This window comes from Enterobacter sp. AC1 (genome assembly GCF_050434705.1).
Lineage (GTDB): Bacteria > Pseudomonadota > Gammaproteobacteria > Enterobacterales > Enterobacteriaceae > Enterobacter > Enterobacter cloacae_L.
In genome coordinates this window covers 551,379-575,493 of sequence record NZ_JBNDIZ010000003.1, presented here as the reverse complement: position 1 = coordinate 575,493, position 24,115 = coordinate 551,379, and the positions used below count along the sequence as shown (strand labels likewise).

At 58.8% G+C, this 24,115-nt stretch carries 19 protein-coding genes; 13 read left to right on the top strand and 6 right to left on the bottom strand.

All coding sequences use genetic code 11. The annotated features are described in order from the left end of the window. Positions 1-109: 109 nt before the first annotated feature. Positions 110-3,223 carry a multidrug efflux RND transporter permease AcrD gene (acrD, locus tag M2433_RS12435; RefSeq protein ID WP_429054040.1) on the bottom strand — a complete coding sequence of 1,038 codons (3,114 nt, stop codon included), beginning with the start codon at positions 3,221-3,223 and terminating at the stop codon, positions 110-112. A 142-nt stretch (positions 3,224-3,365) separates the two neighbouring features. Further along, positions 3,366-5,060 (bottom strand): nitrate/nitrite two-component system sensor histidine kinase NarQ, encoded by a 1,695-nt coding sequence (narQ, locus tag M2433_RS12430; RefSeq protein ID WP_429054041.1) that lies wholly within the window; start codon positions 5,058-5,060, stop codon positions 3,366-3,368. 152 nt (positions 5,061-5,212) lie between these two features. Here narQ and aegA point away from each other — a divergent pair, with 152 nt between their 5' ends. From aegA to M2433_RS12415, 3 genes are all read left to right on the top strand, one after another. Continuing rightward, positions 5,213-7,189 carry a formate-dependent uric acid utilization protein AegA gene (aegA, locus tag M2433_RS12425; RefSeq protein WP_429054043.1) on the top strand — a complete coding sequence of 659 codons (1,977 nt, stop codon included), beginning with the start codon at positions 5,213-5,215 and terminating at the stop codon, positions 7,187-7,189. 66 nt (positions 7,190-7,255) lie between these two features. Further along, positions 7,256-7,849 (top strand): GDP-mannose pyrophosphatase NudK, encoded by a 594-nt coding sequence (nudK, locus tag M2433_RS12420; RefSeq protein WP_429054045.1) that lies wholly within the window; start codon positions 7,256-7,258, stop codon positions 7,847-7,849. 101 nt (positions 7,850-7,950) lie between these two features. Next, positions 7,951-8,994 carry a DUF1176 domain-containing protein gene (locus M2433_RS12415; protein ID WP_429054047.1) on the top strand — a complete coding sequence of 348 codons (1,044 nt, stop codon included), beginning with the start codon at positions 7,951-7,953 and terminating at the stop codon, positions 8,992-8,994. 69 nt (positions 8,995-9,063) lie between these two features. On the opposite strand, the gene tkt is transcribed toward M2433_RS12415, so the two are convergent. Both tkt and tal read right to left on the bottom strand, forming a co-directional pair. Continuing rightward, the gene (gene tkt, locus M2433_RS12410) at positions 9,064-11,052 is read right to left on the bottom strand and encodes a transketolase (RefSeq protein WP_429054050.1); all 1,989 of its coding nucleotides are present in this window, start codon (positions 11,050-11,052) and stop codon (positions 9,064-9,066) included. 19 nt (positions 11,053-11,071) lie between these two features. Then, complete coding sequence (gene tal, locus M2433_RS12405; protein WP_045909457.1) at positions 11,072-12,022, bottom strand: transaldolase; 951 nt, start codon at positions 12,020-12,022, stop codon at positions 11,072-11,074. 246 nt (positions 12,023-12,268) lie between these two features. On the opposite strand from tal, the gene maeB reads away from it, so the two are divergent. After that, entirely contained in the window at positions 12,269-14,548 is a 2,280-nt protein-coding gene (gene maeB / locus M2433_RS12400) for an NADP-dependent oxaloacetate-decarboxylating malate dehydrogenase (protein ID WP_047346690.1), read from the top strand. An 89-nt stretch (positions 14,549-14,637) separates the two neighbouring features. Here maeB and hemF read toward each other — a convergent pair whose 3' ends face one another. Both hemF and amiA read right to left on the bottom strand, forming a co-directional pair. After that, positions 14,638-15,537: an oxygen-dependent coproporphyrinogen oxidase gene (gene hemF, locus M2433_RS12395; protein WP_429054055.1), complete on the bottom strand. Its 900-nt coding sequence runs from the start codon at positions 15,535-15,537 to the stop codon at positions 14,638-14,640. Then, entirely contained in the window at positions 15,537-16,412 is an 876-nt protein-coding gene (gene amiA, locus M2433_RS12390; RefSeq protein WP_023308739.1) for an N-acetylmuramoyl-L-alanine amidase AmiA, read from the bottom strand. Before amiA ends, hemF begins: the two co-directional genes overlap by 1 nt. 212 nt (positions 16,413-16,624) lie before the next feature. Here amiA and M2433_RS12385 point away from each other — a divergent pair, with 212 nt between their 5' ends. From M2433_RS12385 to cysM, 9 genes are all read left to right on the top strand, one after another. Beyond that, on the top strand, positions 16,625-17,050 hold the full coding sequence (locus M2433_RS12385; RefSeq protein ID WP_059311953.1) for a GNAT family acetyltransferase: 426 nt from the start codon (positions 16,625-16,627) through the stop codon (positions 17,048-17,050). After that, on the top strand, positions 17,037-17,486 hold the full coding sequence (locus M2433_RS12380) for a DUF2919 domain-containing protein (protein WP_429054057.1): 450 nt from the start codon (positions 17,037-17,039) through the stop codon (positions 17,484-17,486). The genes M2433_RS12385 and M2433_RS12380 overlap by 14 nt, the downstream gene beginning before the upstream one ends. A gap of 63 nt (positions 17,487-17,549) precedes the next feature. After that, positions 17,550-18,125 carry an RpoE-regulated lipoprotein gene (locus M2433_RS12375; RefSeq protein ID WP_429054060.1) on the top strand — a complete coding sequence of 192 codons (576 nt, stop codon included), beginning with the start codon at positions 17,550-17,552 and terminating at the stop codon, positions 18,123-18,125. 92 nt (positions 18,126-18,217) lie between these two features. After that, positions 18,218-19,117 (top strand): Dyp-type peroxidase, encoded by a 900-nt coding sequence (locus M2433_RS12370; protein ID WP_063427952.1) that lies wholly within the window; start codon positions 18,218-18,220, stop codon positions 19,115-19,117. Positions 19,118-19,278: 161 nt separating this feature from the next. After that, positions 19,279-20,292, top strand: coding sequence for a sulfate ABC transporter substrate-binding protein (locus M2433_RS12365; RefSeq protein WP_337280895.1), 1,014 nt, complete (start codon positions 19,279-19,281; stop codon positions 20,290-20,292). Next, on the top strand, positions 20,292-21,125 hold the full coding sequence (gene cysT, locus M2433_RS12360; protein ID WP_008501609.1) for a sulfate/thiosulfate ABC transporter permease CysT: 834 nt from the start codon (positions 20,292-20,294) through the stop codon (positions 21,123-21,125). The genes M2433_RS12365 and cysT overlap by 1 nt, the downstream gene beginning before the upstream one ends. After that, positions 21,125-22,000, top strand: a complete 876-nt coding sequence (gene cysW, locus M2433_RS12355; protein ID WP_429054061.1) for a sulfate/thiosulfate ABC transporter permease CysW — start codon at positions 21,125-21,127, stop codon at positions 21,998-22,000. Before cysT ends, cysW begins: the two co-directional genes overlap by 1 nt. Next, a complete protein-coding gene (gene cysA, locus M2433_RS12350) occupies positions 21,990-23,084 on the top strand; it encodes a sulfate/thiosulfate ABC transporter ATP-binding protein CysA (RefSeq protein WP_059312900.1) in 1,095 nt (364 codons plus the stop codon). The genes cysW and cysA overlap by 11 nt, the downstream gene beginning before the upstream one ends. Before the next feature lie 118 nt (positions 23,085-23,202). Continuing rightward, entirely contained in the window at positions 23,203-24,114 is a 912-nt protein-coding gene (cysM, locus tag M2433_RS12345) for a cysteine synthase CysM (protein WP_063957765.1), read from the top strand. Position 24,115: the final 1 nt, after the last annotated feature.

The window sequence follows — 24,115 nt, the reverse complement described above, 5'->3', positions numbered from 1 at the left end:
CATTCAGTAAGAATTGCAAGAGCACTAAAATAAGTAAAATAACCATAGTGTGAATTAATCACACAATAAAAAGGCGGCCGATAGAGCCGCCTTTTTTTATTTCAATCACTTACTCCGGGCGTTCCTTTAGCGGGAAGCGGCGACGCACCAGCACAAAGAACAGCGGAACGAAATAAATGGCAAGGATAGTGGCGGAAATCATGCCGCCCATGACCCCGGTACCCACAGCATGTTGGCTGCTGGAGCCTGCGCCGGTGCTGGTTGCCATCGGCAGTACGCCGAAAACAAACGCCAGCGACGTCATCAGGATCGGGCGTAAGCGCTGACGGCAGGCGTGCAGCGTGGCGGCCATCAGCTCGTGGCCTTTGGCATTCATCTCGTTGGCAAATTCAACGATCAGAATGGCGTTTTTCGCCGATAGCCCAATCACAGTGAGCAGCCCGACCTGGAAGTAGACATCGTTCTCCAGGCCGCGCATCCAGGTCGCGAGCAGTGCACCGATGACGCCAAGGGGCACGACCAGCATGACCGAGAACGGGACTGACCAGCTTTCATACAGTGCGGCAAGGCAGAGGAAGACCACCAGCAGCGAGAGGGCGTAAAGCGCGGGTGCCTGCGCTCCGGAGAGACGCTCCTGGTAAGACATGGCCGTCCACTCCAGGCCAAAACCGGCGGGCAGCTGCTGCACCAGTTTTTCCATGGTGTCCATGGCGGTACCGGTACTGACGCCCGGGGCGGCTTCCCCGACGATTTCAACCGCGGAATAGCCGTTATAGCGCTCCAGACGCGGCGAACCGCTCTCCCAGTGCGAGTTGGCAAAGGCGGAGAAGGGCACCATGCCGCCGACATTATTCCTGACAAACCAGCGGTTAATATCATCCGGCAGCATGCGGAACGGCGCGGCGGACTGTACATACACTTTTTTTACGCGGCCGCGATCCATAAAGTCATTCACATAGCTCGAGCCCCACGCGGTTTGCAGGGTGTCATTGATATCGTTGATCGACACGCCCAGCGCCTGCGCCTTACGCTGATCGATATCCACCTGCAGCTGCGGGCTGTCGTCAAGGCCGTTATGGCGAACGCGTGTCAGGCCTGAATCGTTGCCCGCCAGCGCCAACAGCTTGTCGCGCGCCGCCATCAGCGCCGTATGGCCCGCACCGGCGTGATCCTGCAGCTCCATATCAAAGCCGGCAGAACTGCCCAGACCGCTTATTGCCGGCGGGCTGCTGGCAAAGACGCGCGCTTCTTTGATATGCGCAAAGGCTTTCGTCGCGCGCTCAATGATGGCAAACGATGTTCCCGTTTTCGTGTCGCGCTCGTCCCAGTCCTTCAGGCGGACGAACATGCGGGCGACGTTCTGCCCGTTGCCGCCCGGGCCGGAGCCGACGGTGGAGAAGACGGAAACAACGTTATCTTTCTCTTTGGTGAAGAAGTACTGCTCCACCTTTTGAACCACTTTCAGCGTCTGCTGCTGCGTTGCGCCGCTCGGGAGCTGCACCGAGGTGGTGAACATTCCCCGGTCTTCCATCGGCAGGAACGAGGTGGGCAGATGCATAAACAGCCAGACCATGCCGCCCAGCAGCACAACGTAAACCATCATCCAGCGCAGGCTGCGGTGCAGCACGCCGCCCACGGCAGATTCATACCGCGCGGCATTGCGGTTAAACATCCGGTTAAACCAGCCGAAGAACCCTTTCTGGCCGTGATGTTCCCCTTTGTGCAGCGGTTTCAGAATGGTGGCGCAGAGTGCAGGGGTGAGGATCAGCGCCACCAGCACGGAGAGCACCATCGCCGAGACGATGGTAATGGAGAACTGGCGGTAAATCGCCCCGGTTGTGCCGCCAAAGAAGGCCATCGGGATAAAGACGGCCGACAGCACCATCGCAATACCGACTAACGCCCCCTGAATTTGTCCCATGGATTTACGCGTTGCCTGGCGCGGGGAAAGGCCTTCTTCGCTCATGATGCGCTCGACGTTTTCGACCACCACGATGGCATCATCCACCAGAAGGCCAATCGCCAGCACCATCGCAAACATCGTCAGGGTATTAATGCTGTACCCGAACGCGTACAGCACCGCAAAGGTCCCCAGCAGCACCACGGGGACGGCAATGGTTGGGATCAGCGTTGCGCGGAAATTTTGCAGGAACAGGTACATGACCAGGAACACCAGCGCAATGGCTTCCAGCAGGGTCTTCACCACATCCTCAATCGACGCTTTAACGAAGGAGGTGGTTTCATAGGCGACTTTGTACTCCAGCCCGTGCGGGAAATACTGCGACAGCTCATCCAGACGGTCCAGCACCAGTTTCGCCGTGGCCATTTCGTTCGCGCCGGAGGCCAGCTTAACCCCCAGACCGGAGGCCTGATTGCCGTTAAAGCGGCTCAGGTAGTCGTATTTCTCCGCACCCATTTCCACCGTAGCGACATCGCCCAGGCGCACCTCCGACCCGTCCTGATTCACGCGCAGGGTGATGTTGCGGAACTGGTCCGGCGTCTGCAGCAGCGATTGCGAATTGATGGTGGCATTCAGGGCCTGCTTATCGACCGACGGCGTTCCGCCCAGCTGCCCTACGGCAATCTGGGCGTTCTGGGCCTTGATGGCATCCGTGACGTCGGTCGCCGTCATCTGGACGCTGTTGAGCTTGTTGGGATCGAGCCAGATGCGCATCGAGTACTGTGAGCCGTAAGCGTCAATATCCCCTACGCCGTTAATACGGCTGATGGGATCCTGAATATTACTGGCGACGTAGTCCGCAATGTCCTGTTTATCCATTGAGCCATCTGTCGAGACAAACGCGATGGTCAAAATATTGGTATCACCGGTTTTACGCACGGTCACGCCCTGGTTCTGCACCGCCTGGGGCAGCTTGCGCAGGGCCGACTGCAGCTGGTTTTGTACCTGCTGCACCGCTTCGTCCGGGTCGGTGCCCGCCTTAAAGCTCAGGGTCACCGTCGCCTGGCCCGTGGCGCTACTCTGCGAGGACATGTACATCAGGTTATCCAGACCCGTCATGTTCTGCTCAATAACCTGCGTCACGGTGTTTTCCAGCGTTTGTGCGGAGGCGCCGGGGTAGTTTGCGGTGACGCGCACGTTCGGCGGTGCCAGATCGGGGTATTGCTCAACGGGAAGTGAAGTAATCGCCAGGACGCCTGTCAGGCACAACAGGATGGCAAGCACCCAGGCAAAAATGGGGCGATCGATAAAAAAATTCGCCATGAAAGAGTGACCTCGTTTTGCTGCACGTCATTATTGTTTATTGCCCGCATAACTTTAGCGGTAAGGCCCAGGTCAAACGTGGAGAAATAAAGGAGATAATGTAAATTATCATGCGCTTTTCCCTGCGCTTCCTCCTTTACCGTTATTTACCCGCCGGCGCCGCAGGCACGGGGAATGTGACGCTGACCAGCGTACCGCCGTTTTGCGGCTGCGAAAAATGCAGCGCTCCCCCTAGCCGCTGCGCGCGTTCACGCATAATGTTCAGGCCGTAATGCCCCGGCGGCTCGCTGGCCTCGCCAATCCCGATGCCGTTGTCACGAATGCTGACGCTGTGCGTACCGTCCGCTGCCGTGACGCAGCTCACCGCAATCTCAGTGGCCTGCGCGTGCTTAATGGCGTTCAGCACGGCCTCACGTACGATCTGTAAAAGATGCACCTGCTTTTGCGCGTCGAGCGCCAGCGAGGAGAGGCGGCAGTCGAGATGCAGCTTAGCCTGCGTCTGGCTCTGCAGGGCGTCGAGGGACTCCTGCAGCGCCGCGGGTAAATTCGCGTGGTTCAGGGTCAGGCGGAAGGTGGTGAGCAACTCGCGCAGCTGCTGCCAGGCGTTGTTCAGCTCGCGGGAGAAGTCAGTGATGATGGTCTGCGCCGGGGCGTTTTCCTCCGGCACGGCGCGTTTAAGCAGGGCAAGCTGAATGCGCAGATACGACAGCACCTGCGCCAGCGAATCATGCAGCTCGCGAGCGATGGTGGCGCGCTCTTCCATTAGCAGCAGCTGCTGGTAATGCTTTTGCGCCTGGTTAAAGTACAGCCCGCGCCCGAGCATGGTCGCCACGCTTCGCATCAGCGGGAGGGGGACGCTGTCCCTCTCGCTTTGCCAGCGCAGCTCGCCGTAAAGGGTGTCCTGCATCAGCACCGGCAGATTTTGCAGCGGGAGGCCGTGTGACTCCGTCCCTTCACACAGCCGCCAGTCGTCGCTGGTGCGCAGCTCCAGATAACTCATCTGCGTATAGTCATGGACAATCTGCAGGATATGCCGGAAGCAGTGGCTGTCTATCTGGCCGGTATTCAGCGCCTGAGAGCACTTGAACAGCATGTCGAGCTGCTGGTGGGCGTCATGCAAATGCCGCGTTTTTTCCGCAACCGAGGCTTCAAGCGAGCGGTAGAGCGTGGCTAGCTCGGCGGACATGTGGTTGAAGGCGCGCGAGAGCTGGCCAAGCTCGTTCGGCAGGGCGGTATCCGGCGCAGGGGTCGCAAACTCGCCTCGCTCAATTCGCTCGCTGGCCGCCACCAGATTGTTCAGCGGCAATACCACCTGGCGACGGATGCGCCGCAGGGTAAACAGCGTCAGCAGCAGGATCCCAAGCGCGCCCGCCAGGGAGAGCAGGGTGACCGTCTGAATTTTATGTTCAGTGTAGTGCTGCAGGGCAAGCACGAAGGCATCAATGCGGCCGACAAAATCGCCAATGTGGTTTTGATACCACGCGCTGTCGCCGCGGGCGATGCGCGTGTCCATCTCCAGCCAGGCCACGTGCAGCTGCTGATAGCGTGCTTTTACATTGTCCGGAACGTACCAGCGGTTCAGCTTCTGCAGGGCAGGCGCGCTGAGCGTCAGTTGCCAGTTCTCGCGATGTTCGGCAAGGGAAGGGCTGTTACGCTGCATCTCGTAGCCCAGGCGATAGCTCTGCATGCGCAGTGAGCCCGCGATATTAATGGCTTCGGCGTCACGCTGGCTGCTGGCAAGCGTCAGCAGCGCGACGGTGCTGGTCAGCACGGATAAGACGATGATCGAAAAGAAAGCCCAGGCGAGGCTTCCGGAAACGGGTCGTTTAACGGTCACAGAACGGCTCTCTGAATAAAATTGATCTGCCACAGGTTCACTGGAAATAATTGGGCATCCTGGGCATTTGAACATTGCCCGATCGCGCCGTGATGCGTAAATACCATATTCATACAAAGAATAAGGTTATTGAACCAAAAACAGGTGTGGATATGAATCGTTTTATTATGGCTGACGGCCAGCAATGCATTGGGTGTCGCGCCTGCGAAGTGGCCTGCGTGATGGCGCACAACGGTGATCAGCACGTCCTGAGCGAGCGCCATTTTCATCCCCGTATTACGGTCCTGCGAGCCGGCGAGAAGAGAAGCCCCGTCACCTGCCATCACTGCGAAAACGCGCCCTGCGCGCAAAGCTGCCCGAACGGTGCCATCAGCAAATGCGATGACAGCGTACAGGTGAATCAACAAAAATGCATCGGGTGTAAGGCCTGCGCGGTGGCCTGCCCGTTTGGCACGATGGAAATTATCGTCACCCCGCTCGGCAGCGGCGGCGTGAAGGCCTCGGCGAACAAATGCGATCTCTGCCAGGCGCGACCAAACGGCCCGGCCTGTATCGAAAACTGCCCGGCAGACGTCCTCTCCCTGGCGACGCCCGCCGTCCTGGACAATCTGGCAAAATCGCGCCGACAGCGCGCTGCCAGCCTGGAGGCGCGGCCCTGGCATGCGGAGGCCGTCAGAGAGGACGTCCCGCGCACTAAGCTGCAGCAGATGCAAACAACCCCGCCACGCGGCGAGCCCGACAAGCTGGCTGGCGCAGAGCGCGTGGGCCATTTTAACGAAATCTACCTGCCGTTTCGGGCCGAACAGGCCGCCCGCGAGGCGTCGCGCTGCCTGACGTGCGGCGAGCACAGCATTTGCGAATGGACCTGCCCGCTGCACAACCACATCCCGCAGTGGATTGAGCGCCTCAGCGCGGGGGACATTGCCGGCGCGGTCGAACTTTCTCATCAGACTAACTGTTTACCTGAAATTACCGGCCGCGTCTGTCCGCAGGACCGTTTATGCGAAGGGGCCTGCACCATCCGTGACGAGGCGGGATCCGTGACCATCGGTAACATCGAGCGCTATATCGCCGAACGGGCGCTGGCGATGGGCTGGCGCCCGGATATGTCCGCCGTCACGCCGTCAGGTAAGCGTGTCGCGATTGTTGGCGCGGGGCCTGCCGGGCTGGCGTGCGCCGACGTGCTGGCGCGCAGCGGCGTGAGCGTGACGGTCTATGACCGGCATCCGGAAATCGGCGGATTGCTGACCTTTGGCATCCCGGCGTTCAAGCTGGATAAATCGCTGCTCGCGCGGCGCAGAGAGATATTCACCGCGATGGGTATCCGCTTTGAGCTGAACTGCGAGGTGGGCCAGGACGTGTCGATGTCACAGTTAAAGAACGAGTACGACACCCTGTTTATTGGCGTGGGCACCTATCGCTCGATGAAGGCGGGTATCCCGCACGAAGACGCGCCAGGAGTCTATGACGCGCTGCCTTTCCTGGTGGGCAATACGCGGCATGTTATGGGGCTGGATGAGTCGGCCAGCGAACCGTTCATCGACACCCGTGGCTTAAACGTGGTGGTGCTGGGCGGGGGCGATACCGCGATGGACTGCGTCCGCACCGCGTTACGCCACGGCGCGGCGAACGTCACCTGCGCCTATCGTCGGGATGAGGCCAATATGCCGGGGTCAAAGAAAGAGGTGAAGAACGCCAGAGAAGAGGGCGCGGTGTTTGAATTTAACGTCCAGCCGGTTGAGCTGACGCTGGATCCTGACGGAAAGGTCAACGGTATCCGGATGCTGCGTACCGAGCTCGGTGAGCCGGATGCGCAGGGGCGGCGGCGTCCCGTTCCGGTGGTGGGGAGCGAGTTTGTGATGCCCGCTGATGCGGTCATTATGGCGTTTGGTTTTAACCCGCACGCGATGTCGTGGCTGCAGGCGCAGGGTGTTGAAACGGATGACCGGGGGCGGATTGTTGCCTCGGTTGAGAGCCGCTACCGTTACCAGACGACCAACCCGCAAATCTTCGCCGGGGGGGATGCGGTACGCGGTGCGGATCTGGTGGTAACCGCCATGGCGGAAGGGCGGCATGCGGCGCAGGGGATACTCGACTGGCTGGGAGTCAGTTCGCCAGAACACCATTAAACCGGCGGGCGACAAAGCGGGATTCACGGCGTAGTATAGGGCGACTCATTATGTTGTGGAGCCCGTATGACCCTGAAAATTGACGTTATCAAAGACAAAATTCTCTCTGAAAACTACTTTGTCCTGCGTAACATCACCTACGATCTTACGCGTAATAACGGTGAAGTGATCCGCCACAAACGCGAGGTCTACGACCGCGGCAACGGGGCAACCATCTTGCTCTATAACCGTGAAAAGCAGAGCGTGGTGCTGATCCGTCAGTTCAGGGTGGCGACATGGGTTAACGGCAACCCTGACGGACGTCTGATTGAAACCTGCGCGGGCCTGCTCGATGACGATGAGCCGGAGGTCTGCATCCGCAAAGAGGCCGTAGAGGAAACTGGCTTCGAAGTGGGCGAGGTCAAAAAGGTCTTCGAGCTGTTTATGTCGCCCGGCGGCGTGACGGAGATCGTTCACTTCTTCATTGCGGAATACAGCGACGCGCAGCGCACTCACCGGGGCGGTGGCGTAGAGGATGAAGATATTGAAGTGCTGGAGCTCCCCTTTTCCCGGGCGCTGGAGATGATGCGTTCAGGCGAAATCAAAGATGGTAAGGCAGTGATACTACTGCAGTATTTACAGACGACCGGGTTGATGAATAGCGCTTTCGAACGGATATAGCGTGTTTTTCGGGTATATCTGATAAATCCGATTGAGCAACCCCGGCGGGAACACGAAGATACTGCCCAGTTAAGCGTTTTCGTTTCGGGATTGTGCCATTCATGCGCTACAGCGTCTTTTTATTTTCCCTGTTTTGCGTGCTTCTCGCGCCGCAGGTGCGGGCTGCGCCCGCGCAGCAAGCCTTCTCTGACTGGCAGGTGACCTGCAATAACCAGAATTTTTGCCTTGCGCGCAACACGGGCGAGCACCGCGGTCTGGTCATGACGCTTACCCGTAGCGCCGGGGCAAAAACGGATGCCACGCTGCGTATCGACCTCGGCGGACTTGAAACGCCCTCCGTCAAAGAGCCGGAGATAGCCCCCCGGCTGCTGCTGGATAACGCCCCTCTGAAGCTGGACAGACAGCACTGGCAGCTCACGCCCTGGCATCTTAAAACGGACGATGCGGCCACCATCACCGCCTTTCTGAAAAACATCCAGGAAGGGAAAGCCCTGACCCTGCGCGACGGCAAGCAGGTGATTTCCCTGAGCGGTCTGAAAGCGGCGCTGCTGTTCATTGATGCCCAGCAAAAGCGCGTCGGCAGCGAAACCGCATGGATTAAAAAGGGCGACGATCCGCCGTTAAGCGTGCCGCCCGCACCCGCCCTGAAAAAAGTGGCTGTCGTGAACCCCACCCCAACACCGCTTTCCCACGCTGAACTGAACGACCTGCTGGATTATGGTACCGGGCGGATGAACAGCAGCCAGTGCTCGCTGGATCCTAACCGTCGGGAAGTGCGCGTTACCGCGTTAACCGATGACAAAGCGCTGCTGATCGTCAGCTGCGAGGCGGGGGCCTATAACACGGTCGATCTGGCGTGGCTGGTATCACGCAAGAAACCCTTCTCCGCCCGGAGCGTCAGGCTGCGGCTGCCGTTTACGCCGTCAAGCGACAGCAGCGAAATGGAGCTAATGAACGCCAGCTTCGATGAGAAAACGCGCGAGCTGACCACGCTCGCGCTCGGGCGCGGTATGGGGGATTGCGGGATCCAGACGCGCTGGCGTTTTGACGGCCAGCGTTTTCGCCTGGTGCGTTATGCCGAGGAACCCAGCTGTGATAGCTGGAACGGGCCAGATGCCTGGCCTACGCTGTGGATCACGCGCTAGCTTTTTGCCGGCCTACGTTTCGGACCCGTAGGCCGGGTAAGCGTAGCGCCACCGGGCACGCAGGCCGCACTAGATCACGCTCAACGCCTTCTCGACCACGTTCTCAACGGTAAAGCCGAAGTACGGGAACAGCTTGTCGGCAGGGGCAGACTCGCCGTAGCCCCGCATGCCAACAATCGCCCCCTTAAGCCCGACGTATTTGTACCAGTAGTCGGCAATACCGGCTTCCACCGCCACGCGCGCCGCGACGTTAGAGGGCAGCACCGACTCCCGGTACGCCTCGTCCTGAGCGTCAAAGATATCCGTCGACGGCAGGGACACCACGCGCACCGCGTGGCCTTCGGCGGTCAGTTTTTCCGCCGCTTTCACCGTGATTTCCACCTCTGAACCGGTCGCAATCAGGATCACGTCCGGCTTGCCGCCGCTGTCTTTCAGGATGTAGCCGCCGCGGGCGATATTTTTCACCTGCTCCGGAGTACGCTCAATCTGCGCCAGGTTCTGGCGTGACAGAATTAATGCCGTTGGGCCATTGTGGCGCTCTACCGCCAGCTTCCAGCCGACCGCCGCTTCGACCTGATCGCACGGACGCCAGGTGCTGAAGTTTGGCGTCAGGCGCAGGCTCGCCAGCTGTTCAACCGCCTGGTGCGTCGGGCCATCTTCCCCCAGCCCGATGGAGTCATGGGTGTAGACCATAATCTGTCGCGCCTTCATTAATGCCGCCATGCGCGCCGCGTTACGGGCATACTCGACAAACATCAGGAAGGTGGCGGTGTAGGGCACGAAGCCGCCGTGATGGGCGATGCCGTTGGCAATGGCGGTCATCCCGAACTCACGCACGCCGTAGTGGATATAGTTCCCGGCAATGTCCTCTTTCAGCGATTTCGAGCCGGACCAGATGGTCAGGTTACTCGGTGCCAGATCCGCCGAGCCGCCCAGCAGTTCGGGCAGGATAGGACCGATGGCATTCAGCGTGTTTTGCGAGGCCTTACGGGTGGCGATTTTCGCCGGGTTGGACTGCAGGTTTTCAATCAGCGCCTGGGTTTTATCGTCCCAGTCCTCCGGCAGGCCGCCGCTCATGCGGCGGGAAAACTCGGCGGCCAGATCCGGATGCGCTTTTTTGTACGCGGCAAACTTCTCGTTCCAGGACTGCTGCGCTTTTTCACCCGTTTCGCGGGCATCCCATGCCCTGTAGATCTCTTTCGGGATCTCAAACGGCGGATGTTTCCAGCCCAGCTTTTGCCGGGTCAGCGCCACTTCCTCTTCACCCAGCGCCGCGCCGTGCGCCTCTTCTTTGCCCGCCTTGTTGGGCGAGCCGAAGCCGATAGTCGTGCGGCAGATAATCAGCGACGGTTTGTCCTTCACGCTTTGCGCTTCCTGAATCGCCTTTTTCACCGCCTCGGGATCGTGGCCGTCGATCTCATGCACCACGTGCCAGTGGTAGGCCTCGAAGCGCTTCGCCGTGTCGTCGGTAAACCAGCCCTCGGTTTCCCCGTCGATGGAGATGCCGTTGTGATCGTAAAACCCGATCAGCTTGCCCAGCCCCAGCGTGCCCGCCAGCGAGCAGACCTCGTGGGAGATCCCCTCCATCAGGCAGCCGTCGCCCATAAACACGTAGGTGTAGTGATCGACAATCTCGTGGTCCGGCTGGTTAAACTGTGCCGCCAGCGTGCGCTCGGCAATCGCCAGCCCGACCGCATTGGCCAGCCCCTGACCGAGCGGCCCGGTGGTGGTTTCCACGCCCGGCGTATAGCCGATTTCCGGGTGTCCCGGCGTTTTGGAGTGCAGCTGGCGGAAGTTTTTCAGCTCCTCAAGCGGCAGGTCGTAGCCGGAGAGATGCAGCAGGCTGTAGAGCAGCATTGAGGCGTGGCCGTTGGAGAGAATAAAACGGTCGCGATCGTACCAGGTGGGATCGTTGGGGTTGTGCTTCAGGAAGTCGTTCCACAGCACTTCGGCAATATCAGCCATGCCCATTGGCGCGCCGGGGTGGCCGGAATTGGCTTTCTGCACGGCATCCATGCTGAGGGCGCGAATGGCATTGGCTAGCTCTTTACGGGACATAGTTCACTCCGTGGCAAGGTTAAAGTTTGGCGGCGAGAAGATCTTCAAGTTTGCGCTGGTCGACGGCGAACAGGCGGATACCTTCCGCCAGTTTTTCCACGGCCATGGCGTCCTGGTTATGCTCCCAGCGGAATTCGGCTTCGGTCATGGCTTTTGGTTTTGGCAGGACGGTAGAGGTGGGCACCAGCTTGCGGATCACCGTCTCTTCTTTGTCCTGCAGCTCTTTAAGCAGATTAGGGGAGATAGTCAGGCGATCGCAGCCCGCCAGGGCGAGGATCTGCTCCGTACGGCGGAAGCTCGCCCCCATCACGATGGTTTCATAGCGGTGCTGCTTGTAATAGTCGTAGATATTACGGACCGACTTCACGCCCGGGTCCTCATCCACCACGTACGGGTCCATCGGCTGTTTCGCCTGGTACCAGTCGTAGATGCGGCCGACAAACGGCGAGACGAGGAACACGCCCGCTTCAGCGCAGGCGCGCGCCTGGGCAAAGGAGAACAGCAGCGTCAGGTTGCAGTGGATCCCCTCTTTTTCCAGCACTTCCGCCGCGCGGATGCCTTCCCACGTCGACGCGAGTTTGATCAGAATGCGTGATTTATCGATTCCCTGCTCCTGGTAGAGCTCAACCAGGCGGCGGGCTTTATTAATGCTCTTTTCTTTATCGAACGAGAGTCGGGCGTCCACTTCGGTTGAAACGCGCCCCGGGATGCTTTTCAGAATTTCCGCACCGAAATTAACCGCCAGCTTGTCGCTGGCTTCCGCGACCTGCTGCTCCTGCGTTTTCCCGCGCTGTTTACCGTAGGCAATGGCGTCATCAATCAGATGACTAAAGTGCGCAAGCCCGGCTGCCTTGAGCAGGAGCGACGGGTTGGTGGTCGCGTCCTCCGGCTGATAGTGGCGAATCGACTCGATATCGCCGCTGTCTGCGACCACGGTGGTGAATTGTTTGATGCCGTCTAGCTGGTTCATAAATAATTACTCCTTGGAAATAAAAGAGTTAGATGAGTGCGTTAGTTCACACTTCTGAGAAAATCATGATGGACTTAACAAAAAAGCATAGCAGACAGGGGAGGCATTGCTTTTGAGACGGGTAACATGGCTGTTATAAATTGATAACAATTTTTAATGTGTGATGGTGAGAGTTTGGCAGCCTTCAAAGTTTATGCGCTGTCCTGCGGCGATACTATCTGACCGATACGTAAAAGGAATAACAAGATGGACGATCAGTTAAAACAGAGTGCCCTCGATTTTCACGAGTTCCCCGTCCCGGGCAAAATCCAGGTTTCCCCAACCAAGCCGCTGGCGACCCAGCGCGATCTGGCGCTGGCCTATTCGCCGGGCGTCGCTGCGCCGTGTCTGGAAATCGAAAAAGACCCGCTGGCAGCCTACAAATATACCGCGCGCGGCAACCTTGTCGCCGTTATCTCCAACGGCACGGCGGTGCTGGGTCTCGGTAACATCGGCGCCCTGGCCGGCAAGCCGGTGATGGAAGGGAAGGGGGTGCTGTTCAAGAAATTCGCCGGTATCGACGTGTTCGATATCGAAGTGGACGAACTCGATCCCGATAAATTCATCAACGTGGTGGCCGCGCTGGAACCGACCTTCGGCGGGATCAACCTGGAAGACATCAAAGCGCCGGAATGTTTCTATATCGAGCAGAAGCTGCGCGAGCGTATGAACATTCCCGTGTTCCATGATGACCAGCACGGCACCGCGATTATCAGCACCGCCGCCATTCTGAACGGCCTGCGCGTGGTTGAGAAAAATCTCTCTGACGTGCGCATGGTGGTTTCTGGCGCAGGCGCAGCGGCCATCGCCTGTATGAACCTGCTGGTGGCGCTGGGGATGCAGAAACACAACATCGTGGTCTGCGACTCCAAAGGCGTTATCTATAAAGACCGCGAGCCCAACATGGCGGAAACCAAAGCGGCATACGCGGTGGAAGACGACGGCAAGCGCACGCTCGAGGACGTCATTGACGGCGCGGATATCTTCCTTGGCTGCTCCGGCCCGAAAGTGCTGACCCAGGAGATGGTGAAGAAGATGGCGCGCGCGCCAATGATCCTGGCCCTGGCGAACCCGGAACCGGAAATTCTGCCGCCGCTGGCGAAAGCGGTGCGTGAAGATGCCATTATCTGTACCGGCCGTTCCGACTACCCGAACCAGGTGAACAACGTGCTCTGCTTCCCGTTCATCTTCCGCGGGGCGCTGGACGTCGGCGCGACGGCGATCAACGAAGAGATGAAGCTTGCCGCCGTGCACGCCATCGCCGAGCTGGCCCACGCCGAGCAGAGCGAGGTGGTTGCCTCAGCCTACGGCGATCAGGATCTGAGCTTTGGCCCGGACTACATCATTCCAAAACCGTTCGACCCGCGTCTGATCGTTAAAATTGCGCCAGCGGTGGCCAAAGCGGCGATGGATTCCGGCGTGGCGACGCGTCCGATTCAGGACTTCGACGCTTACGTCGATAAGCTCACCGAGTTCGTCTACAAAACTAACCTGTTCATGAAGCCGATCTTCTCGCAGGCGCGCGCCGACGCGAAGCGCGTGGTACTGGCGGAAGGGGAAGAGGCGCGCGTGCTGCACGCCACCCAGGAGCTGATCACCTTAGGTCTGGCGAAGCCAATCCTGATTGGTCGTCCGAGCGTGATCGAGATGCGCATTCAGAAGCTGGGCCTGCAGATTAAGCCGGGCGTCGACTTCGAGATCGTCAATAACGAATCCGATCCGCGCTTTAAAGAGTACTGGAGCGAATACTACGCGATCATGAAGCGCCGGGGGATCACCCAGGAACAGGCGCAGAAAGCCGTCATCAGCAACACGACGGTGATCGGCGCGATCATGGTCCATCGCGGCGAAGCGGATGCGCTGATCTGCGGCACCATCGGCGATTACCACGAGCACTTTAGCGTGGTGCAGGAGATCTTCGGCTATCGCGACGGCGTCCATACCGCCGGGGCGATGAACGCCCTGCTGCTGCCGAGCGGGAACACCTTTATCGCTGACACCTACGTTAACGACGATCCAAGCCCGGACGAGCTGGCGGAGATCACCGTGATGGCCGCAGAGACCGTGCGCCGCTTTGGCATCGAGCCGAAGGTGGCGCTGCTGTCGCACTCAAACTTTGGTTCGTCTAAATCCGCGGCGGCCTGCAAAATGCGTCAGACGCTTGAGCTGGTGCGCGAGCGTGCGCCGGAGCTGATGATTGACGGGGAGATGCACGGCGATGCCGCGCTGGTGGAGAGCATCCGCAACGAGCGTATGCCGGACAGCCCGCTGAAAGGATCGGCGAATATACTGATTATGCCGAACGTGGAAGCGGCGCGTATCAGCTATAACCTGCTGCGCGTCTCCAGCTCTGAAGGGGTGACCGTAGGACCGGTGCTGATGGGCGTGGCGAAACCGGTGCATGTGTTAACGCCGATTGCCTCTGTGCGCCGCATCGTGAATATGGTGGCGCTGGCGGTGGTTGAGGCGCAGACGCAGCCGCTGTAATTTTTACCCTCACCCTAACCCTCTCCCAAAGGGAGAGGGAATTTATACTGCCTCTCCCTTTGGAAGAGGGCCGGGGTGAGGGGTAAGGTTTACACCCACTCCCGAACCTGAATAAATTCACTCAAGGCAGCCTCCGGGCTGCCTTCTTTTGGCTCGTAGCAGTACTCCCAGCGCACCAGCGGCGGCATCGACATCAGAATTGATTCCGTGCGCCCGCCGGTCTGCAGGCCGAATAGCGTTCCGCGATCCCACACCAGGTTAAACTCCACGTAGCGCCCGCGACGATAGAGCTGGAACTCGCGTTCGCGCACGCCGTAGTCGGTATTTTTACGGCGCTCGACGATGGGCAGATAGGCGTCGGTATAGCCTTCGCCCACCGCGCGCATAAAGCTGAACGCGGTATCAAAATCAGGGGTGTTGAGATCGTCAAAGAACAGCCCGCCGATGCCGCGCTGTTCGTCGCGGTGCTTCAGATAAAAGTAGTCATCGCACCACTTTTTGAATTTCGGGTAGACGTCTTCGCCAAACGGCAGACAAAGGTCCCGCGCGGTGGTGTGCCAGTGCACGGCATCCTCTTCGAAGCCGTAGTAGGGCGTCATGTCGAAACCGCCGCCAAACCACCAGACCGGATCGGCCCCCGGTTTTTCCGCAATGAAAAAGCGGACGTTGGCGTGGCTGGTCGGCACAAACGGGTTGTGCGGATGCACCACCAGCGAGACGCCCATCGCTTCGAAGCTGCGGCCCGCGAGTTCAGGACGATGTGCGGTCGCCGACGCGGGCATAGCGTCTCCGTGAACGTGGGAAAAATTCACGCCCGCCTGTTCAAAAATACCGCCGTTACGCAGCACCCGGCTGCGTCCGCCGCCGCCGGCTTCGCGCTGCCAGTTATCTTCCTGAAATTCACCGCCGTCTGCGGCGGCCAGTTTCTGGCAAATCTCATCCTGCAGCTGCAGCAGGAACGTTTTAACCAGTTGAGCATTGGGTTTCATCAACGTTTCCTGGAGTGCGCTTTTTGGTTATCGAACCAGTTGAAGTAGCTGATAATGCCGGAGGCGATAGCGTTGGCGATCTTCTGGCGAAACGCCGTGGTGCCGAGGAGCCGCTCTTCTTCCGGGTTGGTAATGAAGGAGGTTTCCACCAGTACGGACGGGATTGACGGTGATTTCAGCACCACAAACGCCGCCTGCTCGGTGCCTTTACTGTGCAGACGATGCACCGGCTTAATCTTCTTTAGAATGTGCGAGCCGAGCGTCAGGCTGTTTTTGATCGTATCGGTCTGCACGAGGTCGAACAGCACCTGTTGCAGCAGATGGTCTTTGTCGGTGGCTTTCTTCCCGGCGACTTCATCCGCCCGGTTTTCACGGTCGGAGAGGTATTTTGCCATGGCGCTACTGGCGCCACGGTTGGAAAGCGCAAACACCGAGGCGCCCGCCGCTGAAGGGTTGGTAAAGCCGTCGGCGTGAATCGACATAAACAGATCCGCACCGTGCTGGTGGGCAATCTCAACGCGGTCATACAGCGGAATAAAGGTGTCGCCAGAGCGAGTCAGACGGGCGTCAATGCCGTTGCTGCGTAAAATTGCGCGCACATTTTTTGCAATCGCCAGCACGACGTGTTTTTCTTTCGAACCGTTTTTGCCGATGGCGCCGGTATCAATGCCGCCGTGGCCCGGGTCAAGCATGACCAGACGCTTCGCGCCCGGCTTTTTGGTTTTCGGTTTGCTGTGTCCGTTACTGGTTTTGAGCGTGCTCTCGTCTTTCGCCTGAGCCTGCTTTGCGATACCCGTTAACGTTAAGGCCGCCAGCCCCGCTTTGAGAACCTGACGACGCGATGTGAGTGCTTTTAATGGTTTGAATGTGCTCATGCGGCCTGAATACTAAAAAATGGGGTCCTGGTGTTATATCGTATCGTGTTTCCCGTTACGACAGTCCATATTGAGAATTGTTTTACTTTTCATTTCAATACGTGACAAAGTGACATTATGCCAAATTTTGGCGAGATTTTCCCCGGTTATTGGCTAAAGGCGTGGTTCACGCCATAATCACTGTTTTTAAACCCGAAAAGGCGGTTAATACCATGGAGATACGCGTTTTTCGCCAGGAAGATTTCGAAGAGGTGATCACCCTTTGGGAGCGCTGCGATCTGCTGCGTCCGTGGAACGATCCGGAAATGGATATCGAACGTAAGGTGAATCACGACGTCAGCCTGTTTCTGGTTGCGGAGGTCAATGGCGTGGTCGTGGGGACGGTGATGGGCGGTTACGACGGCCATCGCGGCTCGGCCTATTATCTGGGCGTTCACCCGGAATACCGTGCGCGTGGCATCGCCAACGCGCTGCTTAATCGTCTCGAGAAGAAGCTTATCGCCCGCGGCTGCCCGAAAATTCAGATCATGGTGCGGGACGATAACGACGTGGTGCTGGGCATGTATGAACGTCTGGGCTATGAACATTCTGACGTGCTGAATTTAGGAAAGCGTCTGATCGAAGATGAAGAGTACTGAGATCCATCCGGCAGATTATGACGCGCAGGGCCGCGTCAGGTTGCCCTTTTTATTCTGGTGCGTTCTGCTGCTGCAGGCCCGCACCTGGGTGTTGTTTGTGATGGCTGCCGCGTCGCGCGGGCAGGGCGACACGCTGCTGAATCTCTTTTACCCCGATCACGATGCCTTCTGGCTCGGCCTATTGCCGGGCGTCCCAGCGGTGGTGGCTTTTTTGTGCAGCGGCCGACGGCAGGCGATCCCGCGTTTGTGGCGTACGCTCCGCTGGCTGCTGATCCTTGCCCAGATTGCGCTGCTCTTCTGGCAGCCGGTACTCTGGTGGTGCGGTGAACCGCTGACGGGCATCGGCGTTGCGCTGGTGGTTGCCGATATTGTGGCGCTGCTGTGGCTGCTGACCAATCCGCGTCTTCGCGCCTGTTTTGCGCATCAGGATGATTAATCCGGCACTTTTTGCCGATGTCGCACTCCAACAAGCGTTGATTTAACACGTAAGGACGTTTCAATGAAATCGCTGCGTTTACTTTTATGCGCTCTCCCGCTGGTATTAACCGGCTGCTCAACGCTCTCATCCATTAACTGGTCCGCTGCCTATCCGTGGAACTGGTTTGGCTCATCAACGGAAGTGACCGAGCAGGGCGTGGGGAAAATTACCGCGTCAACGGCGCTGGATCAGAATGCCATTCAGGATGCGCTCAGCGGCGATTATCGCCTGCGCAGCGGCATGAAAACGGAGAATGGCAATATCGTTCGCTATTACGAAGCGCTGAAGGGCGACAAGCTGGCGCTGGTAATCAACGGTGATAAAGGCACGGTAAACCGCGTTGCGGTGCTGGATGAGGCCATTCCGACCGCCAGCGGCGTGAAGGTAGGAACGCCGTTTAGCGATCTCTATAAGCAGGCCTTTGGCAACTGCACCAGCGCCCCTTCTGACGCCGGCGTGGCGGTGGAGTGTAAGGCAGAAGGCAGCCAGCACATCAGCTACGTCTTTACCGGTACCTGGAGCGGTCCGGAAGGTTTGATGCCGTCTGACGACACGCTGAAGAACTGGAAGGTGAGCAAAATTATCTGGCAGCAGTAATTTGCGCCTGAACAAACCGCCTCGCTGAAATCCGGGTATAATACCCGCCATCAATGCCACGCTGACGTGGCATCTTTATTTCAGGAGGAGCGATGTCTCAGGTTCAGAGTGGCATTTTGCCAGAACATTGCCGCGCGGCGATTTGGATTGAAGCCAATGTAAAAGGGGACGTGGATGCCCTGCGTGCGGCCAGTAAAGCGTTTGTTGATAAGCTGGCGACCTTCCAGGCTAAATTCCCGGAAGCCCACCTCGGCGCCGTTGTCGCCTTTGGCAATAACGTCTGGCGTCAGCTGAGCGGTGGCGAAGGGGCGGAAGAGCTGAAGGATTTCATCCCCTACGGCAAAGGTCTGGCGCCTGCGACGCAATACGATGTGCTGATCCACATTCTCTCTCTGCGTCACGACGTGAACTTCTCGGTTGCGCAGGCGGCGGTAGCGGCCTTTGGCGACAGCATTGAGGTGCAGGAAGAGGTTCACGGTTTCCGCTGGGTGGAAGAGCGCGACCTGAGCGGCTTTGTCGACGGAACCGAAAACCCGGCGGGCGAAGAGACGCGTCGCGAAGTGGCTGTGATCAAAGACGGCGTGGACGCGGGCGGCAGCTACGTGTTCGTGCAGCGCTGGGAGCACAACCTCAAGCAGCTTAACCGCATGAGCGTGCATGACCAGGAGATGATGATTGGCCGTACCAAAGACGCCAACGAAGAGATCGACGGCGATGACCGTCCGGTTACCTCTCATCTGACCCGCGTTGACCTCAAAGAAGACGGCAAAGGGCTGAAGATTGTCCGCCAGAGCCTGCCGTACGGCACGGCAAGCGGCACGCACGGCCTCTACTTCTGCGCGTATTGCGCGCGCCTGCATAACATTGAGCAGCAGCTGCTGAGCATGTTCGGCGATACCGACGGCAAGCGTGACGCCATGCTGCGCTTCACCAAACCGGTGACCGGCGGCTACTACTTCGCGCCGTCCGTTGAGCGTCTGCTGGCGCTGTAACCCCCTCACCCTGGCCCTCTCCCCACAGGGGAGAGGGGATTAATGCCTTATTCCCTTTTCTGCTTCTAAATCACCAAACGGTATATAAAACCGTTACGCCTTTGGTCCTCGTTATAAATATTATGACTATAAGATAGTCATCACATTTATAAGGGTGCGCAATGGCCGTTACTGTACTGAAAAAAGGAACTCTGGCGCTGGCAGGTTTACTGCTGGTGGCACAGGCGCAGGCGACTGAGCTGCTGAACAGTTCATATGACGTCTCCCGCGAGCTGTTTGCCGCCCTTAACCCACCGTTTGAACAGCAGTGGGCGAAAGATAATAACGGCGATAAGCTGACCATTAAGCAGTCTCACGCCGGTTCATCCAAGCAGGCGCTTGCCATTCTTCAGGGGCTAAAAGCGGACGTCGTGACCTACAACCAGGTGACTGACGTGCAGATCCTGCACGACAAAGGCAAGCTGATCCCGGCGGACTGGCAGAGCCGTCTGCCGAACAACAGCTCGCCGTTCTATTCCACCATGGGCTTCCTGGTGCGCAAGGGCAACCCGAAGAATATCCACGACTGGAGCGATCTGGTGCGTTCCGATGTGAAGCTGATTTTCCCGAACCCAAAAACCTCCGGCAACGCGCGTTACACCTATTTAGCGGCCTGGGGCGCGGCGGATAAGGCTGACGGTAACGATAAGGCTAAAACCGAGCAGTTCATGACCCAGTTCCTGAAAAACGTCGAAGTGTTTGATACCGGGGGCCGCGGGGCCACCACGACCTTCGCAGAGCGCGGTCTGGGTGATGTGCTGATTAGCTTTGAATCGGAAGTGAACAACATCCGCAAACAGTATGAAGCGCAGGGCTTTGAGGTGGTTATCCCGAAAACCAACATCCTGGCCGAGTTCCCGGTAGCGTGGGTGGATAAAAACGTGCAGGCAAACGGCACCGAGAAAGCGGCAAAAGCCTATCTCAACTACCTGTACAGCCCGCAGGCGCAGAGCATCATTACCGATTACTACTACCGCGTGAATAACCCGGACGTGATGAACAAGCTGAAAGATAAGTTCCCGCAGACCGCGCTGTTCCGCGTGGAAGACCATTTCGGCTCCTGGCCTGATGTGATGAAAACGCATTTTGCCAGCGGCGGTGAGCTAGACAAATTGCTGGCGGCGGGGCGTAAGTAATGTTTGCAGTATCGACTAAACGCGTGCTGCCGGGCTTTACCCTAAGCCTCGGGACCAGCCTGCTGTTCGTCTGCCTGATCCTGCTGCTGCCGCTCAGCGCGCTGGTGATGCAGCTCGCGCAGATGAGCTGGGCGCAGTACTGGGACGTGATCACCAATCCACAGGTGGTGGCGGCCTATAAGGTGACGCTGCTGTCAGCGTTTGTCGCCTCCATTTTTAATGGCGTATTTGGCCTGCTGATGGCGTGGATCTTAACTCGCTATCGCTTCCCGGGCCGTACGCTGCTTGATGCACTGATGGATCTGCCGTTTGCGCTGCCGACGGCGGTTGCGGGCTTAACCCTTGCGTCGCTCTTCTCCGTGAACGGGCTGTACGGCGAGTGGCTGGCGAAGTTTGACATCAAAGTGACCTATACCTGGCTCGGTATCGCGGTGGCGATGGCCTTTACCAGCATCCCGTTTGTGGTGCGTACCGTGCAGCCGGTGCTGGAAGAGCTGGGTCCGGAATACGAAGAAGCGGCAGAAACGCTGGGCGCCACGCGCTGGCAGAGTTTCCGCAAGGTGGTGCTGCCTGAGCTGTCTCCGGCGCTGATGGCGGGCGTCGCGCTGTCGTTTACCCGCAGCCTCGGTGAGTTCGGTGCGGTCATTTTTATCGCCGGGAACATCGCCTGGAAAACGGAAGTGACCTCGCTGATGATTTTCATCCGTCTGCAGGAGTTTGATTATCCGGCGGCGAGCGCGATTGCTTCGGTGATCCTCGCGGCCTCGCTGCTGCTGCTGTACTCGATTAACACTCTGCAAAGTCGCTTTGGTCGACGTGTGGTAGGTCACTGATGGCGGAAGTTACGCAATTGAAGCGATACGATGCGCCCCGCATCAACTGGGGTAAGTGGTTTCTGATTGGGGCGGGCGTGCTGGTTTCCGCCTTTATCCTCGTCGTGCCGACGATTTATATCTTCGTCCAGGCGTTCAGCAAGGGGCTGATGCCCGCGCTGGAAAACCTGGCGAACCCGGATATGCTGCATGCTATCTGGCTGACCGTGCTGATTGCATTGATCGCTGTGCCGGTGAACCTGGTGTTCGGTACTCTGCTGGCGTGGCTGGTGACGCGCTTTAACTTCCCGGGACGTCAGCTGCTGCTGACCCTGCTGGATATTCCTTTTGCCGTCTCGCCGGTGGTGGCGGGCCTGGTCTACCTGCTCTTTTACGGCTCCAACGGCCCGCTGGGCGGCTGGCTGGATGAGCATAACCTGCAGATCATGTTCGCCTGGCCGGGCATGGTGCTGGTCACCATCTTCGTGACCTGTCCGTTTGTGGTGCGTGAGCTTGTGCCGGTGATGTTAAGCCAGGGAAGCAACGAAGACGAAGCGGCGGTGCTGCTGGGCGCGTCAGGCTGGCAGATGTTCCGTCGCGTCACGCTGCCGAATATCCGCTGGGCGCTGCTTTACGGCGTGGTGCTGACCAACGCCCGCGCGATTGGCGAGTTCGGCGCCGTATCCGTCGTCTCCGGTTCTATTCGCGGTGAAACCCTGTCGCTGCCGCTACAGATTGAGCTGCTGCAGCAGGACTACAACACCATCGGCTCGTTTACTGCCGCAGCGCTGCTGACGCTGATGGCCATTTTGACCCTGTTTTTGAAGAGTGTGGTGCAGTGGCGTTTAGAAAATCAGGAAAAACGCCAGCATCAGGAGGGAAATCATGAGCATTGAGATTGCCAATATTAAGAAGTCTTTTGGTCGCACCCAGGTGCTGAATGATATCTCGCTGGATATCCCCTCCGGACAAATGGTGGCGCTGCTGGGGCCGTCTGGCTCGGGTAAAACCACGCTGCTGCGTATTATCGCCGGGCTTGAGCATCAGACCAGCGGGCATATCCGTTTTCACGGCACCGACGTGAGCCGCCTGCATGCCCGGGACCGTAAGGTGGGCTTTGTGTTCCAGCATTACGCGCTGTTCCGCCACATGACCGTGTTCGACAACATCGCGTTTGGCCTGACCGTGCTGCCGCGCCGTGAACGCCCGAATGCGGCGGCCATTAAAGCGAAAGTGACCAAACTGCTGGAGATGGTACAGCTGGCTCATCTGGCGGACCGTTTTCCGGCGCAGCTTTCCGGCGGGCAGAAGCAGCGCGTGGCGCTGGCGCGTGCGTTAGCCGTTGAACCGCAAATTCTGCTGCTGGATGAACCCTTCGGCGCGCTGGATGCGCAGGTGCGTAAAGAGCTGCGTCGCTGGCTGCGTCAGCTACATGAAGAGCTGAAATTCACCAGCGTCTTCGTGACCCACGATCAGGAAGAGGCGATGGAAGTCGCGGATCGCGTGGTGGTCATGAGCCAGGGCAACATTGAGCAGGTTGACGAGCCGGAGCAGCTCTGGCGTGAACCGGCAACCCGTTTCGTGCTGGAGTTTATGGGCGAGGTGAACCGTCTGCAGGGCACCATTCGCGGCGGACAGTTCCACGTGGGGGCGCACCGCTGGCCGCTGGGCTATACCTCCGCGCACCAGGGGCCGGTCGATCTGTTCCTGCGCCCGTGGGAAGTGGACGTGAGCCGCCGTACCAGCCTGGATTCACCGCTGCCGGTGCAGGTGCTGGAAGCTAGCCCTAAAGGGCACTACACGCAATTGGTGGTACAGCCTCTTGGCTGGTACACCGAGCCGCTGACCGTGGTTATGCGCGATGAGGTCCCGCCGCACCGGGGAGAGCGCCTGTTTGTCGGGCTGCAGCATGCCCGTATTTATCACGGGAAGGAACGTATCGAGACGCGCGAGGATATTGCTCTGGCGGAGTCAGCCTGATAGGTTATTAGGATGTTTATCGCCCGGTGGCGCTGCGCTGACCGGGCCTACAGCTAAAACTGCGTCTTGTAGGCCGGGTAAGCGAAGCGCCACCCGGCTTTTTTATTGAGTAAAAATCGTGAATACACTCGAACACACCATCGGCAACACGCCTCTGGTCAAGCTTCAGCGCATGGGGCCTGATAACGGCAGCGAAATCTGGGTCAAACTTGAAGGCAATAACCCGGCGGGGTCGGTGAAGGACCGTGCGGCGCTGTCGATGATTGTCCAGGCCGAAAAGCGCGGTGAAATTAAGCCGGGCGACGTGCTGATTGAGGCCACCAGCGGCAACACCGGTATCGCCCTGGCGATGATTGCGGCGCTGAAAGGCTACCGCATGAAGCTGCTGATGCCGGACAACATGAGCCAGGAGCGCCGCGCCGCGATGCGTGCCTACGGGGCCGAACTGATTCTGGTGACCAAAGAGCAGGGAATGGAAGGCGCGCGCGACCTGGCGTTAGAAATGGCCGAGCGCGGCGAAGGTAAACTGCTCGACCAGTTCAACAACCCGGACAACCCCTACGCGCACTACACCACCACCGGGCCAGAGATCTGGCAGCAGACCGACGGACGGATCACCCATTTTGTCTCCAGCATGGGTACCACCGGCACCATTACCGGCGTATCGCGTTTTCTGCGCGAGCAGGAAAAAGCCGTCACCATCGTTGGCCTGCAGCCGGAAGAGGGGAGCAGCATTCCGGGCATTCGCCGCTGGCCTGCGGAATATATGCCCGGCATCTTTAATGCGCAGCTTGTGGACCAGGTGCTGGATATTCATCAGCGCGAGGCGGAGAATACCATGCGTGAACTGGCCGTGCGTGAAGGCATCTTTTGCGGGGTCAGCTCGGGCGGCGCGGTAGCGGGCGCGTTGCGCGTTGCGCAGGCAAATCCCGGCGCCGTCGTAGTCGCGATTATTTGCGACCGCGGCGATCGCTATCTGTCTACCGGCGTCTTTGGTGAAGAGAGTTATTCGCAGGGGGCGGGGATTTAAG

Bases quoted from the DNA above. Each gene is read 5' to 3' on its own strand.
- acrD (WP_429054040.1), bottom strand. From the start codon at position 3,223: ATGGCGAATTTTTTTATCGATCGCCCCATTTTTGCCTGGGTGCTTGCC.
- aegA (WP_429054043.1), top strand. From the start codon at position 5,213: ATGAATCGTTTTATTATGGCTGACGGCCAGCAATGCATTGGGTGTCGC.
- nudK (WP_429054045.1), top strand. From the start codon at position 7,256: ATGACCCTGAAAATTGACGTTATCAAAGACAAAATTCTCTCTGAAAAC.
- M2433_RS12415 (WP_429054047.1), top strand. From the start codon at position 7,951: ATGCGCTACAGCGTCTTTTTATTTTCCCTGTTTTGCGTGCTTCTCGCG.
- tkt (WP_429054050.1), bottom strand. From the start codon at position 11,052: ATGTCCCGTAAAGAGCTAGCCAATGCCATTCGCGCCCTCAGCATGGAT.
- tal (WP_045909457.1), bottom strand. From the start codon at position 12,022: ATGAACCAGCTAGACGGCATCAAACAATTCACCACCGTGGTCGCAGAC.
- maeB (WP_047346690.1), top strand. From the start codon at position 12,269: ATGGACGATCAGTTAAAACAGAGTGCCCTCGATTTTCACGAGTTCCCC.
- hemF (WP_429054055.1), bottom strand. From the start codon at position 15,537: ATGAAACCCAATGCTCAACTGGTTAAAACGTTCCTGCTGCAGCTGCAG.
- amiA (WP_023308739.1), bottom strand. From the start codon at position 16,412: ATGAGCACATTCAAACCATTAAAAGCACTCACATCGCGTCGTCAGGTT.
- M2433_RS12385 (WP_059311953.1), top strand. From the start codon at position 16,625: ATGGAGATACGCGTTTTTCGCCAGGAAGATTTCGAAGAGGTGATCACC.
- M2433_RS12380 (WP_429054057.1), top strand. From the start codon at position 17,037: ATGAAGAGTACTGAGATCCATCCGGCAGATTATGACGCGCAGGGCCGC.
- M2433_RS12375 (WP_429054060.1), top strand. From the start codon at position 17,550: ATGAAATCGCTGCGTTTACTTTTATGCGCTCTCCCGCTGGTATTAACC.
- M2433_RS12370 (WP_063427952.1), top strand. From the start codon at position 18,218: ATGTCTCAGGTTCAGAGTGGCATTTTGCCAGAACATTGCCGCGCGGCG.
- M2433_RS12365 (WP_337280895.1), top strand. From the start codon at position 19,279: ATGGCCGTTACTGTACTGAAAAAAGGAACTCTGGCGCTGGCAGGTTTA.
- cysT (WP_008501609.1), top strand. From the start codon at position 20,292: ATGTTTGCAGTATCGACTAAACGCGTGCTGCCGGGCTTTACCCTAAGC.
- cysW (WP_429054061.1), top strand. From the start codon at position 21,125: ATGGCGGAAGTTACGCAATTGAAGCGATACGATGCGCCCCGCATCAAC.
- cysA (WP_059312900.1), top strand. From the start codon at position 21,990: ATGAGCATTGAGATTGCCAATATTAAGAAGTCTTTTGGTCGCACCCAG.